A 15930-nucleotide genomic window follows, 5' to 3' on the forward strand; every position below is an offset into this window, starting at 1 on the left:
TCTCTTGAGTCATTATTGAAGCAGGCCGGCATTACAACCAACTGCGCATACCGGCAGATATGATCAGGGTCACAGTTAGCGACAAATGCCCTACCAACGGTCGCGCACAGCAGACCAGCGCCGCCATTAGCAGGCCACGCACGGCCTCCGTATAATGCGCCATCCCCGATATGGAGCCCGACCATGCCCAACCTGCGCCTTGCCGACCTGTACGACGAAATTCAGCGCAACGTGCAACTGGCGCTGCAGGAAGATGTCGGCGCCGGGGACATCACCGCCCAGCTCATTCCCGCAGAACGCATGGCGAGCGCCCGCGTGATTACCCGCGAGGCAGCCGTACTGTGCGGTAGCGCCTGGGTTAACGAGGTCTTCCGCCAGTTGGCCCCCAGCGTCGTCGTCACCTGGAACGCCCAGGACGGCGACAAAGTCAGTGCCGATCAGACCCTGTTCACCCTGAACGGCCCAGCACGCGCTCTGCTCACCGGTGAGCGCAGCGCACTGAATTTCGTGCAGAGCCTGTCCGCCGTCGCCACCCGTTGCCGCCAATACGCCGACCTGGTCGAAGGTACGTCGGTAAAACTGCTCGACACTCGCAAGACCATCCCCGGTCTACGCCTGGCACAGAAGTACGCCGTCACTTGCGGCGGCTGCCACAACCACCGCATCGGGCTGTACGACGCCTTCCTGATCAAGGAAAACCACATCGCTGCCTGCGGAGGAATCGCTCAGGCCATTGCCAGCGCACGGCAAATCGCCCCCGGAAAACCGGTGGAAGTGGAAGTGGAGAGTCTTGAGGAACTGCAACAGGCTCTGAACGCCAGCGCCGACATCATCATGCTCGACGAGCTGAGCCACGCGGACATGCGCACCGCCGTACAGCTCACAGCCGGCCGCGCCAAGCTGGAAGCCTCCGGCGGCATCAACGACAGCACCTTGCGCAGCGTCGCCGAAACCGGCGTGGACTACATATCCATTGGAACCCTGACCAAGGACATCAAAGCCATCGACCTATCCATGCGCCTAACGATGTAATCAACTCAAAGCCTCTAGAAATAAAAAGCCCCACAATCGCGGGGCTTTTTATTTGGTGCCGGTAAGAGGAATCGAACCCCCGACCTTCTCATTACGAATGAGCTGCTCTACCGACTGAGCTACACCGGCGTAGAAGACATTCTGCCGGAACAGGCAGCACAAATCGACACGCTTAAACCGCCGCCTTCATCTTCTGCCGCTCGGCATCTTCAAGAATCTTGAAGAACACGGTTTCCAGAGAAACCGCCGGCTTGACCGTCAGCACATGCCCACCCGCCATATTCAGACGGTTGATAAATGCCGGCAAATCGGCCTGCATCACCTCGAACTCGAACTCGCCGTCACGCAGACACTTGGCTGCCGGCTCGAAATCGATCTGAGCATTAAAACGCACCAACAGGCAATCCGCCCGCTCAGCGGCCAACTCACGCGGTGAGCGTACGGTCAGCAGCTCACCCTTGTTGATAAAGCCAAAACGATCAGCAATACGCTCGACATCGTGCAAGACATGAGAGGTAAAGAAGATGGCGCCCCCTTCCTTCTTGTACTCGTTAAGGATATCCACCACATCCTTACGCCCGACGGGATCAAGGCCGGAAAGCGGCTCATCCAACACCAGCAGCTTGGGCTGTACCACCATGGCATGCGCTAGGGCTACCCGCTGAACATTGCCTTTGGAAAGCTCACGGATACGCCGGTTGGCATTCTCAGCTACGGAAAAACGCTCCAGCACGGACACGCACCAAGCCTTGGCATCCTTGCGCTTGATGCCATACATGGACAGCGCCGCACGCAGGATTTCCAGTGGAGTGAACTGCTCATAGAGCGAGGGCGACTCAGACACAAAGGCGAGCGGCTGACGAGCTTCAGCACGCCGAGCATCAACGCCGTAAATACTGACCTGCCCCTGATAGTCATTAATGATATCGAGCATCACCTTTATGGTGGTGGACTTGCCGGCACCATTGGGGCCGACAAAACCGAAAACCTCGCCCTCAGCAACACTCAGGTCGACATTACGAAGAGCCTGAACCACCTTACCCTTGCCACGAAAGGTCTGGGAGACGCCGTGGAACTCTAATGCAGCGCTCACGACTAATCCTCCATACCGGCGATCTTCATTTTCTTCAAGATGATTTTCCCATCGCGCAGTTCGTAACCAAGGTTAAGAGGGTCTTCAGGTAAATGTGCCAACAGACCCGCATCGATTAGCTGATTAAGTCTCACTAACGCACCATTATCTTTCTCATAACGGCGCTGCGCCTCGCGCAAAGTGACCAACCCCTGTAGCCGAACAACACGCTTATCGAGTATTACGCGCAACTTTGAATCACGGCTAGCGTCACGCTGCTGAGTCAAATAATCAAGAGCCAATCTTTCATCAGCAAAGCTCTCAACGCGCAACATAATCGCCAACTTCATCAAAGCAGGAGAATTGCTTGGCCAGCGCTGCGCAGACAATTCAAGCGCCCGCACAGCCTCATCAATATCATTTTCGAAAAAAGATTTATTTATTGCATAGAGAAAACCTGGAACACCATCCCACATACGACAATCTATCGCAGCCTGCAGCACAAAGTTAGCATCATCAACCGCACCGCCCCATGCCAACAAACCATTTGCCAAGTAATAATTATCCTCATGACACGGATGAAGCCGCGCCACCTCCCGCTGAGCCCTTGTCAAATAAAGAGTATCAACACCAATAACATCCACACCAGTCACAGCCAAGCGCATGACTTCCAAGTCACCCGCCAAAAAACGATCACCCGCCATTAAAACCACAAGAAACGGTGCAGGAACAACAACTCGATCACCATATGAATAATCGGCAGCAGCCCCCCCACTCCTCGAGAGCTGAGCCGACGCAACGAACAAGCCAAACACCAAAATGAAAACTATATATTTCTTCCAGACCCACATAAATCAATCCATACATCTACGACGCACAGCAAAAATAGCAAGCGCAATAAAAATAAATGCATAAATCACTGAAGAAGTTACCGACCAAATTAAACCAGACGGCAAAACCTCCCATGTTGAATACAGAGCAACCCCACGCACATCCAACTGCCCGAGATCAGGAACAAGATAATACAGCCAACCCACCCCATTCCTATAAAAGCCAGCATAGCCATCACCAACAACCCAAGGAGACACTCCAAGCAGCTCAAGCACAGAAGAATACGACCTTGCTATAATTAAAAAACCCGCCCCACCCAAGAACACAAAACCAGCAGAAGATGAGAACACTGATAAAAAAACAACAACCGCAGTAAAAACCAAAGCATCAAAAACTAAAAGAGCAGCCGTAAAAGAAAGCCCCCCTAGCAAAGAAACAGGAGTAGATTGCTGATACCAGCCTGAAATCCAAAAAACCTCAAACCCAAGAAGAACAAACAACCAAACCAGCAAACCAATAGCCAGCAACCAAGCAGCCAAAATCCTCGAAACCAACCAACGCACTCGAGACAACGGATAAACCATCGTACACAAGTAATACTTCCGCTCAAACTCCCTAGAAATCAACTCATGCACGACAACAAAAATCAACATCGGTAAAAAAATACGGATAACCGAAATACCAATATCAAGAGAAACCGTCGCCGGCTGACGCGCACTAAACATCGACGCCAAAAAAACCAGACATCCAAGCGCCAATGTTAAGCCGCACCACAAACCAATTTTCCCCCGCACTGCAACCTGCAATGCCAATCGAAACTGAGCAAGCAATCCCTTATCCAAAAACACCACCAATCCACCAATAAAGTTGACTTCAAAAAAAAAGAAGGCGCAGAACGCCTTCTTTTCTATGACACCCTATTAGTACGGCAGAATAGCGCCAACAGTACCCGACGTGCAATTTCCCCCAAGTGCTTGACCTGCGACACCACCACCACGGGTATTAACAACGAAGCCGGAGTAATCTGCAGTGATGGTAAACTGACCTGCTACCTGAGTGCTGCCATCACCATTCGGGCAAGAAGCATTGTTCCAGGAGTCATCTGCGGTACCAACCTGGGCATCAGCACCCGGATCAGTTGAAACACACTGGTAGACACGCGACTTGCGGCTACCGGCATTGTGACAGGTTGACACTGCAGCTGCGTTAGCCGCTTCATTGCAGGCATAAGCCGCGAGAACGCCATTAGATGTTTGGATGGTTACATCCTCACCCAGAGTAGGGCAGGCAGCGGTAGTAATCACACCACCTTGCGGCAGGTCAACTGCAGAGGCACCGGCGGCAAAAAACAGCGAAGTCAGAGCAATTGCGATTGCATGCTTTTTCATGATTCGTTCTCTCAATTTAACTTTAAATTAGCGCTGAGCTGCAGAGAGCACGGTAGCCGCATTCTTTGCGTCAGCCTGCGCGCTCGAGTCGTTCGCTTTAGCGCGATACTCGTTAAATTGCGGAATTGCGATAGCAGCCAGAATGCCGATGATCGCAATCACGATCATCAGTTCGATCAGGGTAAAGCCCTTTTGCTTCTTCATACAATGTGCTCCTGAGTTAGTAAGGTCTGGGGACCCGTACTGACCACAGCAGGTAGCGTGCCAATCAACTGAAACCCGCCACAATCTTGAGAATACCAAGATAACCCCGGCCACCAACCGGATCACCGCCGGCAGTTAGTGACATTTTTGGTCACCTCACGTAGGCACGGTTTGGTTTCCCCGGTGATCTAGGCTATAAGGCAAGCATAACGCTAGACGGTTACCGCCCGATATGAACGACGCCCTGCCTATCCTTACCGGCCTTGCTAAGCAACTGGTGCTTGCCGAGCTGCTCGACGAGCGCAGCGCCCAGCAGGCACAACTGCAAGCCCACCGCAACAAGCTATCGCTGGTCACCTATCTGGTGCAGAACAAACTGATTAAAAGCAGCCAACTACTGGAAGTAGCTGCCGACCAGTTTGGCGTACCGTATTGCAGCCTTGCCTCCATCGACAAGGAAAGTCAACCCCGCGATCTGATCAGCGAAAAGCTTTGCCGCCAACACCGAGTGCTACCACTGTATAGGCGTGGTAATAAGCTCTTTATTGCCATCTCTGATCCAACCAACCATCAAGCCACAACGGATATTCAGTTCAGTACTGGCTTGAGCACTGAAGCACTCTTGGTTGAAGACGACAAACTAGGGGAGGCAATAGAGAAGTTTTTCGATACCGGCGCGAGTGGCATGGGAGACTTGGCTGACGTCGATCTTGAAGGCCTTGACGTCGAAGCCATCTCGGATGACAAGGAGGAAACAGCTGGCAATGATGCCGACGACGCTCCCGTGGTGCGTTTCGTCAACAAAATGCTACTTGACGCCATCAAGGGTGGCTCGTCAGACCTGCATTTCGAACCTTATGAAAAAGCTTACCGAGTGCGTTTTCGCACCGACGGTATATTGCATGAGGTAGCGCGCCCACCGATTCAGCTGGCCAGCCGTATTGGCGCCCGCCTGAAGGTAATGGCTGCTCTGGATATCTCCGAACGGCGCAAGCCGCAGGATGGCCGGATCAAAATGAAAATATCCAAGAACAAGGCCATCGACTTTCGCGTCAATACCCTGCCGACCTTGTGGGGCGAAAAGATCGTAATGCGAATCCTCGACCCCAGCAGCGCGCAGATGGGCATTGACGCACTGGGCTACGAAGAAGAACAGAAAGAACTTTATCTGACTGCCCTCAAACAACCGCAAGGCATGATTCTGGTGACTGGCCCTACGGGCTCCGGCAAAACGGTATCGCTCTACACCGGCCTGAATATCCTCAATACAGTAGATGTGAATATTTCCACCGCGGAAGACCCTGTAGAGATCAATCTTGAGGGCATCAACCAGGTCAACGTTAATCCCAAGCAGGGCATGGACTTTACTCAGGCACTGCGCGCCTTCCTGCGCCAGGACCCAGACATCATCATGGTCGGTGAGATCCGCGACTTGGATACTGCCTCCATTGCAGTGAAAGCAGCACAGACCGGCCACATGGTGATGTCCACTCTGCACACCAACAGCGCAGCGGAAACCCTGACACGCATGCGTAATATGGGCGTGCCGTCATTCAACATTGCCACCTCGGTTAACCTGATCATTGCCCAGCGCCTGGCCCGCAAGCTCTGCTCCTGTAAGAAAGAAGTCGAAATTCCCAAAGAAGCGCTGTTGAAGGAAGGATTCCCTGAAGACAAGATTGGCACCTTTAAGGTCTACGGCCCGGTTGGCTGCGAAAACTGCAAAGGCGGCTACAAAGGTCGTGTCGGTATTTATGAAGTGGTTAAAGTCACGCCCGCGCTACAGCGGATTATCATGGAAGAAGGCAACTCCATCGATATCTCGGTGCAAATGCGCAAAGACGGCTTCAATGATCTAAGAACTTCGGGCCTCGTTAAGGTAATGCATGGCGTTACCAGCCTGGAAGAAGTCAACCGTGTGACCAAGGATTAAGTAATGGCAGAGAAAGCACTGCAAACCAGTGTCTTCAAATGGGAAGGCACTGACCGCAAAGGAGCCAAGGTCAAGGGCGAGCTGAACGGACAGAACCCGGCGTTGATCAAGGCGCAACTGCGCAAGCAGGGCATCAACCCGACCAAGGTGACCAAAAAGGGCAAGGATCTTTTTGGTGGCGCGGGCAAGAAGATCAAGCCCATGGACATTGCCCTGTTTACCAGACAGATGGCCACCATGATGAAGGCCGGCGTTCCGCTACTGCAGTCCTTCGACATCATCGGTGAGGGTTTCGATAATCCCAACATGCGCAAGCTGGTTGATGAAGTGAAAATGGAGGTCGCTGCAGGCAACAGCTTCGCCTCCTCTCTACGCAAGAAACCGCAGTATTTTGACGACCTGTACTGCAATCTAGTCGATGCCGGCGAACAGTCCGGCGCCTTGGAAACTCTGCTAGACCGTATCGCCACCTTCAAGGAAAAGACCGAAGCACTAAAAGCCAAGATCAAAAAGGCCCTCAACTATCCAATGGCCGTGATCGTAGTAGCAATCATCGTGACTGCGATCTTGCTGATCAAGGTAGTACCACAGTTCGAGGCGGTCTTTGAAGGTTTTGGCGCTGAGTTACCCGCCTTTACTCAAGTCGTAGTCAACATGTCACGCGGACTACAAGAGTATTGGTATCTGTTTTTAGGCGCCATTCTTGCTTTTGTCTTTGCATTTCAGGAGGCTCACAAGCGCTCAGAAGCCTTCCGAGACTGGATGGACCGCACAATGCTGAAGCTGCCGATTGTTGGCGACATCATGTATAAAGCGACCGTAGCGCGCTTTGCCCGCACCCTGGCCACCACCTTTTCAGCAGGTGTACCACTGGTGGAGTCACTGGACTCGGTGGCAGGCGCCTCAGGCAACGTGGTTTTCCGCAATGCGATTGGCACCATAAAGCAGGATGTGTCTTCCGGCACCCAGCTCAACTTCGCCATGCGCAGCACCGGCATCTTCCCCTCCCTAGCTATCCAGATGACGGCCATTGGCGAAGAATCGGGCGCCCTGGACACCATGCTCGACAAGGTAGCCAGCTTCTACGAAGCAGAAGTAGACAATGCGGTGGACGGGCTGACCGCATTAATGGAGCCTATGATCATGGCTGTTCTCGGCGTACTGGTCGGCGGCCTGATCATCGCCATGTACCTGCCAATCTTCCAACTCGGCAATGTCGTTGGCTAATACATGAATGGATTGACATTTCTGGCCGGCAATTTGCCGGCCTTTGTTTTGGTCGTACTGGTTTTCGGCTTGCTAATCGGCAGCTTCCTCAATGTACTGGTCTACCGCCTGCCCAAGATGATGCAGCGCGAATGGTGCGTGCAGGCCAGGGAAATATTGGAGCTTGAGCCTGAGCCGGCAGGGCCGACCTTCAATCTGGTATTGCCCAACTCCACCTGCCCGCACTGCCAGCATGAGATTCGCCCCTGGGAGAACATCCCCCTGCTCAGCTGGCTGGCACTGCGCGGCAAATGCTCGGCATGCAAAGCTCCGATCAGCACGCGCTATCCGCTGGTGGAGCTGGCTTGCGGCGTGCTGTCCGCCTTTATTGCCTGGCAATTCGGTCCGACCTGGCAGTGCGCAGCCATGCTGCTGCTGAGCTGGGGGCTGCTGGCGATGAGCCTGATCGATGCCGACCACCAGTTGCTGCCGGACGTACTGGTGCTGCCACTGTTGTGGCTGGGATTGATCATCAACCAATATGGACTGTTTGCCACGCCAGGCGACGCTCTGTGGGGCGCAGTGGCGGGCTATCTGAGCCTGTGGTCGGTGTACTGGCTGTTCAAGCTGCTGACCGGCAAGGAAGGCATGGGCTACGGTGACTTCAAACTGCTGGCCATGCTCGGCGCCTGGGGCGGCTGGCAGATTCTGCCGCTGACCATCCTGCTGTCTTCATTGGTAGGCGCCGTGCTGGGCGTGATCATGCTGCGCCTGCGCAACGCCGAGACCAGCATCCCCATCCCGTTCGGCCCCTATCTGGCTATCGCCGGCTGGATTGCGCTGATCTGGGGTGAGCAGATCACCTCTGCCTATCTGCAGATCGCCCACTTCAACTGAATGCTGCCCGACACCCGTCGGGCATGACAGCAGCGCCAGCTGTCGCGGATAATCACCGCCCGCTGTTCCGGAATGATTGCAATGACTCCCTGGATTCTCGGCCTGACTGGCGGCATAGGCAGTGGCAAGAGCGCTGCCGCCGCCTGCTTCGACGCCCTGGGCATACACACCGTCGACGCCGACCACGCCGCCCGCTGGGTGGTGGAGCCTGGTCGCCCGGCGCTGCAAGCCATTGTCGATCGCTTCGGTAATGAGGTTCTGCAGGAAGACGGCCAACTCAATCGCGCCGCCCTGCGCACACGGATTTTCAGCGACGCCGAGGAACGCCGCTGGCTGGAAAGCCTGTTGCATCCGCTGATCGGCGCCGAGATTCGCCAGCATCTGCGGCAAGCAACCTCGCCCTACGCCATCCTGGTTTCACCGCTGCTGATTGAGTCCGGCCAGTACCGCATGACTCAACGCGTGCTGGTCATCGACACACCGGAAGAAGAACAGATCCGCCGCACCATGCAACGCGATCAGGTGGCAGAAGATCAGGTGAAAGCCATCCTGCAGGTCCAGGCGGCGCGGGAAAAGCGCCTGCAACACGCCCACGACGTGCTGGTCAATGATCGCGACCTGCACTGGCTGCAACAGCAGGTGGAGCGACTGCACCAACAGTATCTGCGCTTCAAGGGAGGCCAACCATGAAAGCAACCCCTACCGTCAGTTGCCCTACCTGTGGCGCGCCGGTCGAATGGACACCCCAAAACGCACAACGTCCGTTCTGCTCGGAACGCTGCAAGCTAATTGATCTGGGCGCCTGGGCCTCGGAAAGTCACGCCATTCCGGGCGACCCACTGGAAGACGAACTGTTTTCCGGCGATCTGCCCCCGCGCGAACACTGAGCAAAGCGTACGGCTTCGCCACCAAGCACAGGGTAGATTGGCGTTAAGAGCAGCGAAACCCGACAATCGGCGCAGCTTATGGACTTCCCCATAAAGCGGCTCAACCTACTCCGCCATGCCGCACTCAGGGCCGCATAAACATATAGTCGCGCCCATCATCCAGATTCTCGGCCAGAAACTGCAGTTCTTGCGCCAGATCACTCAGCGGTCGCGACGCCTTGCTGCGCTCGACCAGAGCACTGAGCAGCGCACGCAGCACCAGCGCCTCATCCAGCCCTGCCTGGCGCGCTTCATTCAAAGCCTTGTCGATTGCGCCCCGCGCCCATTCATGCGCCCCCATGATGCTGCTCCTCTGCAGACAAAGCCTGATGCTGCTCGGCCAACGAGATTAAGCGCTTGATATGGATCAACAGCCCAACAAGCATCAGCTCAATGAATCGTCCGGCATCAGCGCTGCGACTCGTCGTCTTTCCAGGGCGCCTGCAGGTAACGGGTGCGATTGAAGGTTTCCAACCAGTCGGGACAGAACACCACAAGCCCCGTGATGGCCGTGCCATTGATGAACGCTTCGGGAAACATAACCAACCACAGGTAGGCGGCCATATCGTCCAGCCAGGGCGGCATGGCGTAGATGCCGCTCCACCACAGCAAGCCCAGCCCCAACAACACACAGAGTGCGGCAGTCAAGGCGGCCGGGAAGAAGCCGGCACAGAATATATAGACAAACAGATTCTTTGGCTGGAAACGCTCGACCAGCAGCGCGCAGCCCTCGGCTACCCATACCGGCAGCAGGATCAACAACAGGGCATTGACACCTATGGCTGCCAACTCCTGGCGCCCCAGCGCCAGCAACCCCAACTGTGCCAGCGCTCCGGCCAGGATCGCTAGTGGCCAGTCGAGTAGCAGGGTCACGGCCGTCATGCCGATGAAATGAAAGGCCAGCCCCGACTCGAAATCCCGCCGCACCAGCCACAGCAAAAACAGACTCAACACCGTGCCGAACAGCAGGTGCTGCCGACGAAAATCGCTGAACAACTCCAGCCAGGGCGCCCGCCAGACCGCCCACAGCAGCGCCGGCCCATACACCAGCCAGCCGAGCTGCAGGACTTCCGACGTCAGCAGCCCTGCGCTGATCATTGCTGCGCCTGATCCAGAGCCTGACGCAACGCCTGGGCATCCGTGAAGGTACGGCTGTCGCGCAGCACACCGTGCTCAAGATCCAGCCACAACACCTGATCCTCTGCGGCCGGATAGCGCGAGGCTACGCGGGACTGGCTGTCCAGCAGCACCCGGTAGTTGTAATCGCGCATGGCCGGAACGGCGAACAGGGTCGAAATCACTGCCGGCATACGACTCACATCCGCCACGAACACCGCCTGGCGCGCCTCAAGATAGCCCTTCGGCTTCTCCTCCAGCGCCGCCTTGAGCAGCTTGGCGCCGGTCATGTTGCGCGCCACCAGCAGGATGCGCGCCTGCTGATCAAGGGTATAGGCCTTGTCGAACTGATCGAGCAGCGTCCACGGCAACAGACGTTCTCCCTTTTCCAGCGCCATGACGCTTGCGCAAAACAGCAACATAAATACCGCCAGTACACTTCGCATCAGTCATTTCCTCTTGTGGAAAACACATCGATATCCTCACGACGCAACCAGTCCGTCCGAGCCGACCAGAAGGACTGTGCGACAGGCGCCGTGCGCAACACAAATACATGCGATTTATCGATTCCCAACGCAGCCAGACGCTCCCGCGCCTCCTGCAACAATGCCCGCGCATGACCGCGGCCACGCCAGGGCTGATCGACCACCAGATGTTGCAGATAACCACGCCGACCATCGTGCCCCACCAGCAGCGACCCCACCACCTGCCCCTGCAACTCAAGCACCAGACTGAGCTGCGGGTTGCGTTGCAGATAGCGACAGAACGGCACATAGCCGTCCTCGTCGCGCAGGCAAATCCCTTCACTGCGCTGCCACAAGGCATACAGCTGGGCATGGTCGTCGGCAGTAGCAGAGCGGATCATCAGGCACCTCGCGAATGGGCGCAGTTTACACCGCAACCCGCCGACCGGCATGAGGCACACCGGCGCGGTCGTCACAGGCTGTACGCTATCCAGTCGCCTGCCTATCATGAGCCACATGCACGAGAGCGATTACCTGCGCCTACTGACGCGCCAGGCCGAACAGGCCAACGAATTTCTGTCCAATGCCCGCAAGTGGGAACGCGAGCGCTGGGTCTGCCAGCGCCTGCTGCAAGCCTTCAACATCAGCCATCGCCTGGACGAGTTCGGCAGCGGTCAGGAGCCACCGGACGTGCAGTTTCGCGAGGCCAACTTCGAAGTATTCTTCGTCCTCGACGAAGGTCGTCGCCTCAATGAGGAATGGCGCGATGAAGTCGAGCGACGTCGCTCGGCCTTCTCCCTGAGCCAGCTGGTTCGCCGCCATCGCCGACCGCGCTGGCTGAGCGCTGGCGATCTGCAGGCGCGCCTGGGACCGACCCTGCGCAAAAAGGCGCACAACTATCAGGAACGAGGCCTGCCGCTGGGCGAACTCGATCTGCTCGCGTTCTGCAACCTCAAGCAGGCGGCACTGGACTTCAACAGCCCGTTCCCGCCACCCTCGGAATACCAGCGCCAGGGCTGGCGCTCGCTGTCGCTGGTCGGTCCCAACTTCGTGCGCATCCTGTTCACCCACGACAACGCCCCGGATTTTCTGCGCCACAACCGCGGCCGCACCGTGCTGTTCGATCTGGGCATCGGGCTATGAGCCTGCAGGAGCTGATCGCCAGCGTGCCGCAGATCGGTGAAGTGCGCTGGATCGGCGTGCGTCCGGCACGAGAAGCGCCCATGCTTGAAGTCGATGCCGTAGAAGCCCGACGCGATGCTGGCCTGACCGGCGATCACAGCCGCCCCAGCGCCAACAATACCCGCCAGGTCACCCTGATCCAGTGGGAACATCTGGACGTGATCAGCGCCCTGCTTGGCAAGCCAATCACTGCCTTGGACTTGCGCCGTAATATCGCCATCAGCGGTATCAACCTATTCAGCCTCAAGAACCGGCGCTTTCGCCTAGGCCAGGCCATCCTGGAAACCACCGGCTGGTGCCAACCCTGCGCCCGCCTGGAGGCACGACTCGGCAGCGGAGCATTCCAGGCCGTGCGCGGGCATGGTGGCATCACCGCCCGCGTCGTGCAGGGAGGCATCATTCGCCTGCAGGATCAGCTATCTATAGTGAACTGAACCCTATTCACCATTGCCAGCGAGGCCCGCATGCCCAGCCAACTCAGCGCCGAAGACCAGGCCAAGGTAGACCACTACCTGAGCGCCCCCCAGCATCAGGTCCAACGCCAGCCCTTCCGGCCCTGGCGGCTACTGGCCATCCTGCTGGCGGCAGTGATTGCCCTGGGCCTGCTCAGCCGACTCCTTAGCCAGCTCGTCTAAGCATCAGCCCCCCCGGAACGAGCCTAAGCCCGGCGAGATGAAGCCCTTTTTCGTGCACAACAAAAAGCCCGCACAAGGCGGGCTCTCTGCATTTCTATATGGTGGGTCGTGTAGGATTCGAACCTACGACCAATTGGTTAAAAGCCAACTGCTCTACCGACTGAGCTAACGACCCAAAAATGGTCGGGGTAAGGGGATTCGAACTCCTGACATCCTGCTCCCAAAGCAGGCGCGCTACCGGACTGCGCTATACCCCGGCTGGAAGTTGGCTCCGCGACCTGGACTCGAACCAGGGACCCAATGATTAACAGTCATTTGCTCTACCGACTGAGCTATCGCGGAACTTCGGTCTTCCAATCCCAGCTACTGGTTCGGTTTAATCCGTTCCCGCATCTGAGGCGCGCCATTTTACGTTTCCGCGACGCGCTGTCAACCCCTTGATTTACAACTCGCTCTTATTCTTTGCAGGGCACGGCGCGAGCTGCTATATCTAGCCAAGATGTGATCACAAGCACAGATGTGCACTCAGCACACTCGCCGCACACCAGACGCCACTCTCTTTGACTGCCCTGATCGATATGCGCCCCCACCGCCTCAATGGCCTGCTCCGCAGGAATGCCTCATGAATGAACAGGACAGCAAGCCAAACGTCGTATCCCTGAGCAGCCGCATGCCGCAACCGCGCTTCGGCGACCTGCTGCAAGGCTGCCGCCAGTTGTTGCTTAACCATCTGGCCAAACAGCTGGAGGCGGTATTCGCCGGCGTCGATGACGCACTCTTCGAGTGCGCCGACAAGGCCAGCAGCAACAGCGAGCAAACGCTGTACTTCGACAGCATGCGTGAGATCCGCAAGCAGCGCGTGCACCTGGAGCGGGCCTACCATCAGTGGCTTGGCCAGAAGCTCAGCGCCTTTGCCGAAGGCCGCTGCCAGACTGCCGTAAGCGAACAGGTCGGCCTGGACGACCTGAGCCTGGTGCAGAACGACGATTACGAGGAAAGCCTGCAGGTCACCAACATGACCAGCCGGGTCAACGCCCGCTGCGCACAACCCCTGTTTGGCCTGGAACAACGCCTGGCCCTGCTCAACAATGGCCTCAAGCCACGCGAAGAAGACAATCCCTTCGGCCCGCGCCTGATCGCCCAGGCCTTCCGCGAAACGCTCAAAGGCTCGCCGTTCCCGCTGAGTATTCGCCTGACTCTTTACCAGCTGTTCGATCAGTACCTGATGAGTAGCCTGGACAGCCTGTTTGCCGAACTCAACCAGAAGCTGATTGAGGCCGGCTTGCTGCCGAACCTCAAGTACCGGCCGACCCATGCCGCCGGCCGCAGCAGTCCGCCGGTCGCCGCACCGACAGAACACCAGCCCAGCACCGAGCCACCCGCCCACAGCCCGGCCCAGCCCATGGCACCCGCAGCAGCCGCTGCCTACAGTGGTTTCAACCCCCAGGGCGGTGGTAGCCCTGCATCGAGTGCCGCAGCGCCCGCTGGCAATAGCCTGCCGGGTGAGAGCAACGGACAGACCGGCGAGCAGAGCCCGGCGCAGCTGTTCTCCGACCTCAGCTCGCTCATGGCCGAACAGCGCCAGCAAGCGCCCCATGCCCCGCTGTTCGGCGGCTCGCGCAGCATTGCCAGCTATGCCCCGCAGGGCGCACACAGCACCTACAGCGCCAGCGAACTGCTCAACGCCCTCAATCGGCTGCAACAAAGCTCCGGCCAGGACCTGCAAAGCCGCCTGCAACAACCCCAGGCAGTGGAAGGCCTCAAAGCCGAGTTGCATGAACAGCTGGAAGCCATCAGCCAGTTGCCCGGCCAGCAAAAACTGGCCGACGAAGAAGCCGATGTGATCGACCTGGTCGGCATGCTGTTCGACTTCATCCTCGATGACGACAACCTGCCGGACAACTGCAAGACTGCGCTGTCTCACCTGCACACGCCGTACCTGAAGGTCGCCCTGCACGACAAGGCACTCTTTACCCAGCACCAGCACCCGGCCCGCCAGCTGCTCAACAGCATGGCCCAGGCGGGCGTGCTGTATGGCGGCGAAGGCGATGACAGTGGTCTGCTGGCGAAGATGCACTGGGTGGTCGAGCGGGTCATCCACAGCTTCAATGGCGACCTGCAGCTATTCGACAGCCTGCTTGACGAGTTCAATGAATACGTCGCCACCCTCAAGCACAAGGTCGAGCTGCGCGAGCGGCGTGCCGTGGAGGCCGCCAAGGGGCGCGACAAGCTGCTCGGCGCGCGCCAGCAGGCAGTCGAAGCCATCGAAAAATGCCTGCATGGCCGCGAGTTGCCGCCACTGCTGAAGAACTTTCTCGAACTGACCTGGACCGACGTGCTGGTGTTCATCCTTCTGCGCGGCGGCGAGCGTAGTGGCGAATGGCAGAAAGCCTGCGACACCGCCGAACAACTGGCCTGGAGTGGCACGCCGCTGGACGAGAACGGCCGCGCGCAACTCGGCCAGCTGCGTATAGGCTTGCTCGAAGAGTTGCGCAAGGGCCTGGAACTGCTCGGCGGCTATCACGAAGACGGCATTCGTCGCCTGCTGCAGGACATAGTAGCCTGCCAGCACGCAGTGCAAGCCAAACAGCCACAGCTGGCCGCCAGGCTCAAGCCGCAACTGCAGGAGAGCGCCCTCGGCGCCATGCTCGGCGAAGACGCCGAACTCGCCAAGGCGCCGCGACCGAAAGGCTCGCTGTCAGCTCGCGCACAGGGCTTCGTCAAGGAACTGGAAACCCTGGAGTTTGGCGTCTGGTTCGAGTTCGTCAACGGCGACGACACGCAAACCCTCAAGCTGTCCTGGTTCAGCCCGACCACGCGCAACTACATGTTTGTCGACCATGCGGGCCAACGGGTGGCCGTCAAACCCATCGGCCAGTTGGCCGAAGAAATGGAACAGGGCAAAGCTCGCCTGCTGCCCCGCGAGCGCAACGCGCCTCTGGTGGACCGCGCCCTCGGCGCCATCTACCGGGCCCTGCAACGCTTCACCGGACGCACACCCAGCACGGCCCACTGACTACCCGAATGCAATCCGGCCGCTCAAA

General features: G+C 57.6%; 19 protein-coding genes and 4 tRNA genes. 10 read left to right on the plus strand and 13 right to left on the minus strand.

Translation table 11 applies throughout. From position 1 onward, the window contains the following. Positions 1-183: 183 nt before the first annotated feature. Positions 184-1032, plus strand: coding sequence for a carboxylating nicotinate-nucleotide diphosphorylase (gene nadC, locus HNP49_RS00990; protein WP_184679840.1), 849 nt, complete (start codon positions 184-186; stop codon positions 1030-1032). Between the two features lie 53 nt (positions 1033-1085). Here nadC and HNP49_RS00995 read toward each other — a convergent pair. The 6 genes from HNP49_RS00995 to HNP49_RS18795 form a co-directional block, all read right to left on the minus strand. Then, positions 1086-1161 (minus strand) — tRNA-Thr (locus tag HNP49_RS00995). A 43-nt stretch (positions 1162-1204) separates the two neighbouring features. Next, positions 1205-2125, minus strand: coding sequence for an ABC transporter ATP-binding protein (locus HNP49_RS01000; protein WP_184679842.1), 921 nt, complete (start codon positions 2123-2125; stop codon positions 1205-1207). A 2-nt stretch (positions 2126-2127) separates the two neighbouring features. Then, a complete protein-coding gene (locus tag HNP49_RS01005; RefSeq protein WP_260407023.1) occupies positions 2128-2955 on the minus strand; it encodes a hypothetical protein in 828 nt (275 codons plus the stop codon). A gap of 3 nt (positions 2956-2958) precedes the next feature. Continuing rightward, positions 2959-3777: an ABC transporter permease gene (locus tag HNP49_RS01010; RefSeq protein ID WP_184679844.1), complete on the minus strand. Its 819-nt coding sequence runs from the start codon at positions 3775-3777 to the stop codon at positions 2959-2961. A 78-nt stretch (positions 3778-3855) separates the two neighbouring features. Then, complete coding sequence (locus HNP49_RS01015; protein ID WP_184679846.1) at positions 3856-4323, minus strand: hypothetical protein; 468 nt, start codon at positions 4321-4323, stop codon at positions 3856-3858. A 27-nt stretch (positions 4324-4350) separates the two neighbouring features. Next, entirely contained in the window at positions 4351-4527 is a 177-nt protein-coding gene (locus HNP49_RS18795) for a prepilin-type N-terminal cleavage/methylation domain-containing protein (protein ID WP_184679847.1), read from the minus strand. Between the two features lie 232 nt (positions 4528-4759). Here HNP49_RS18795 and pilB point away from each other — a divergent pair, with 232 nt between their 5' ends. The 5 genes from pilB (at position 4760) to yacG (ending at position 9450) form a co-directional block, all read left to right on the plus strand. After that, complete coding sequence (pilB, locus tag HNP49_RS01025) at positions 4760-6460, plus strand: type IV-A pilus assembly ATPase PilB (protein WP_184679849.1); 1701 nt, start codon at positions 4760-4762, stop codon at positions 6458-6460. 3 nt (positions 6461-6463) lie between these two features. Further along, on the plus strand, positions 6464-7687 hold the full coding sequence (locus HNP49_RS01030; protein ID WP_184679851.1) for a type II secretion system F family protein: 1224 nt from the start codon (positions 6464-6466) through the stop codon (positions 7685-7687). A gap of 3 nt (positions 7688-7690) precedes the next feature. Then, entirely contained in the window at positions 7691-8563 is an 873-nt protein-coding gene (locus HNP49_RS01035) for an A24 family peptidase (RefSeq protein WP_184679852.1), read from the plus strand. Positions 8564-8644: 81 nt separating this feature from the next. Continuing rightward, positions 8645-9253, plus strand: a complete 609-nt coding sequence (gene coaE, locus HNP49_RS01040) for a dephospho-CoA kinase (RefSeq protein ID WP_184679853.1) — start codon at positions 8645-8647, stop codon at positions 9251-9253. Further along, entirely contained in the window at positions 9250-9450 is a 201-nt protein-coding gene (gene yacG / locus HNP49_RS01045) for a DNA gyrase inhibitor YacG (protein WP_184679855.1), read from the plus strand. The genes coaE and yacG overlap by 4 nt, the downstream gene beginning before the upstream one ends. 124 nt (positions 9451-9574) lie before the next feature. Here the strand turns inward: yacG and HNP49_RS01050 are convergent, their stop codons facing one another. From HNP49_RS01050 to HNP49_RS01065, 4 genes are all read right to left on the minus strand, one after another. Further along, positions 9575-9790 (minus strand): hypothetical protein, encoded by a 216-nt coding sequence (locus tag HNP49_RS01050; RefSeq protein ID WP_184679856.1) that lies wholly within the window; start codon positions 9788-9790, stop codon positions 9575-9577. Between the two features lie 107 nt (positions 9791-9897). Continuing rightward, the gene (locus HNP49_RS01055; RefSeq protein ID WP_184679857.1) at positions 9898-10587 is read right to left on the minus strand and encodes an energy-coupling factor ABC transporter permease; all 690 of its coding nucleotides are present in this window, start codon (positions 10585-10587) and stop codon (positions 9898-9900) included. Further along, entirely contained in the window at positions 10584-11051 is a 468-nt protein-coding gene (locus tag HNP49_RS01060) for an FAD/FMN-containing dehydrogenase (protein ID WP_184679859.1), read from the minus strand. Before HNP49_RS01060 ends, HNP49_RS01055 begins: the two co-directional genes overlap by 4 nt. Then, positions 11051-11473: a GNAT family N-acetyltransferase gene (locus tag HNP49_RS01065; protein ID WP_184681115.1), complete on the minus strand. Its 423-nt coding sequence runs from the start codon at positions 11471-11473 to the stop codon at positions 11051-11053. The genes HNP49_RS01060 and HNP49_RS01065 overlap by 1 nt, the downstream gene beginning before the upstream one ends. Before the next feature lie 112 nt (positions 11474-11585). On the opposite strand from HNP49_RS01065, the gene HNP49_RS01070 reads away from it, so the two are divergent. The 3 genes from HNP49_RS01070 to HNP49_RS01080 are packed head-to-tail and all read left to right on the plus strand — an operon-like array spanning position 11586 to position 12886. Beyond that, complete coding sequence (locus HNP49_RS01070) at positions 11586-12212, plus strand: DUF1780 domain-containing protein (protein WP_184679860.1); 627 nt, start codon at positions 11586-11588, stop codon at positions 12210-12212. Then, positions 12209-12685, plus strand: a complete 477-nt coding sequence (locus HNP49_RS01075) for an MOSC domain-containing protein (RefSeq protein ID WP_184679862.1) — start codon at positions 12209-12211, stop codon at positions 12683-12685. The genes HNP49_RS01070 and HNP49_RS01075 overlap by 4 nt, the downstream gene beginning before the upstream one ends. A 30-nt stretch (positions 12686-12715) precedes the next feature. Beyond that, positions 12716-12886, plus strand: a complete 171-nt coding sequence (locus tag HNP49_RS01080) for a DUF3094 family protein (RefSeq protein WP_184679863.1) — start codon at positions 12716-12718, stop codon at positions 12884-12886. Positions 12887-12985: 99 nt separating this feature from the next. Here the strand turns inward: HNP49_RS01080 and HNP49_RS01085 are convergent. The 3 genes from HNP49_RS01085 to HNP49_RS01095 form a co-directional block, all read right to left on the minus strand. Next, positions 12986-13061 (minus strand) — tRNA-Lys (locus tag HNP49_RS01085). A 5-nt stretch (positions 13062-13066) separates the two neighbouring features. Then, a tRNA-Pro gene (locus HNP49_RS01090) sits at positions 13067-13143 on the minus strand. 9 nt (positions 13144-13152) lie between these two features. After that, positions 13153-13228, minus strand: a tRNA-Asn gene (locus tag HNP49_RS01095). Between the two features lie 280 nt (positions 13229-13508). On the opposite strand from HNP49_RS01095, the gene HNP49_RS01100 reads away from it, so the two are divergent. Further along, entirely contained in the window at positions 13509-15902 is a 2394-nt protein-coding gene (locus HNP49_RS01100) for a DUF1631 domain-containing protein (RefSeq protein ID WP_184679865.1), read from the plus strand. The last annotated feature ends 28 nt before the right edge of the window (positions 15903-15930 follow it).

Source organism: Pseudomonas fluvialis, from assembly GCF_014207935.1.
In the GTDB taxonomy this organism is placed as follows: domain Bacteria; phylum Pseudomonadota; class Gammaproteobacteria; order Pseudomonadales; family Pseudomonadaceae; genus Aquipseudomonas; species Aquipseudomonas fluvialis_A.

Coding starts and splice junctions, on each gene's coding strand:
- nadC (WP_184679840.1), top strand. CDS start 184: ATGCCCAACCTGCGCCTTGCCGACCTGTACGACGAAATTCAGCGCAAC.
- HNP49_RS01005 (WP_260407023.1), bottom strand. CDS start 2,955: ATGTGGGTCTGGAAGAAATATATAGTTTTCATTTTGGTGTTTGGCTTG.
- HNP49_RS01015 (WP_184679846.1), bottom strand. CDS start 4,323: ATGAAAAAGCATGCAATCGCAATTGCTCTGACTTCGCTGTTTTTTGCC.
- HNP49_RS18795 (WP_184679847.1), bottom strand. CDS start 4,527: ATGAAGAAGCAAAAGGGCTTTACCCTGATCGAACTGATGATCGTGATT.
- pilB (WP_184679849.1), top strand. CDS start 4,760: ATGAACGACGCCCTGCCTATCCTTACCGGCCTTGCTAAGCAACTGGTG.
- HNP49_RS01030 (WP_184679851.1), top strand. CDS start 6,464: ATGGCAGAGAAAGCACTGCAAACCAGTGTCTTCAAATGGGAAGGCACT.
- HNP49_RS01035 (WP_184679852.1), top strand. CDS start 7,691: ATGAATGGATTGACATTTCTGGCCGGCAATTTGCCGGCCTTTGTTTTG.
- coaE (WP_184679853.1), top strand. CDS start 8,645: ATGACTCCCTGGATTCTCGGCCTGACTGGCGGCATAGGCAGTGGCAAG.
- yacG (WP_184679855.1), top strand. CDS start 9,250: ATGAAAGCAACCCCTACCGTCAGTTGCCCTACCTGTGGCGCGCCGGTC.
- HNP49_RS01050 (WP_184679856.1), bottom strand. CDS start 9,790: ATGGGGGCGCATGAATGGGCGCGGGGCGCAATCGACAAGGCTTTGAAT.
- HNP49_RS01055 (WP_184679857.1), bottom strand. CDS start 10,587: ATGATCAGCGCAGGGCTGCTGACGTCGGAAGTCCTGCAGCTCGGCTGG.
- HNP49_RS01060 (WP_184679859.1), bottom strand. CDS start 11,051: ATGCGAAGTGTACTGGCGGTATTTATGTTGCTGTTTTGCGCAAGCGTC.
- HNP49_RS01070 (WP_184679860.1), top strand. CDS start 11,586: ATGCACGAGAGCGATTACCTGCGCCTACTGACGCGCCAGGCCGAACAG.
- HNP49_RS01075 (WP_184679862.1), top strand. CDS start 12,209: ATGAGCCTGCAGGAGCTGATCGCCAGCGTGCCGCAGATCGGTGAAGTG.
- HNP49_RS01080 (WP_184679863.1), top strand. CDS start 12,716: ATGCCCAGCCAACTCAGCGCCGAAGACCAGGCCAAGGTAGACCACTAC.
- HNP49_RS01100 (WP_184679865.1), top strand. CDS start 13,509: ATGAATGAACAGGACAGCAAGCCAAACGTCGTATCCCTGAGCAGCCGC.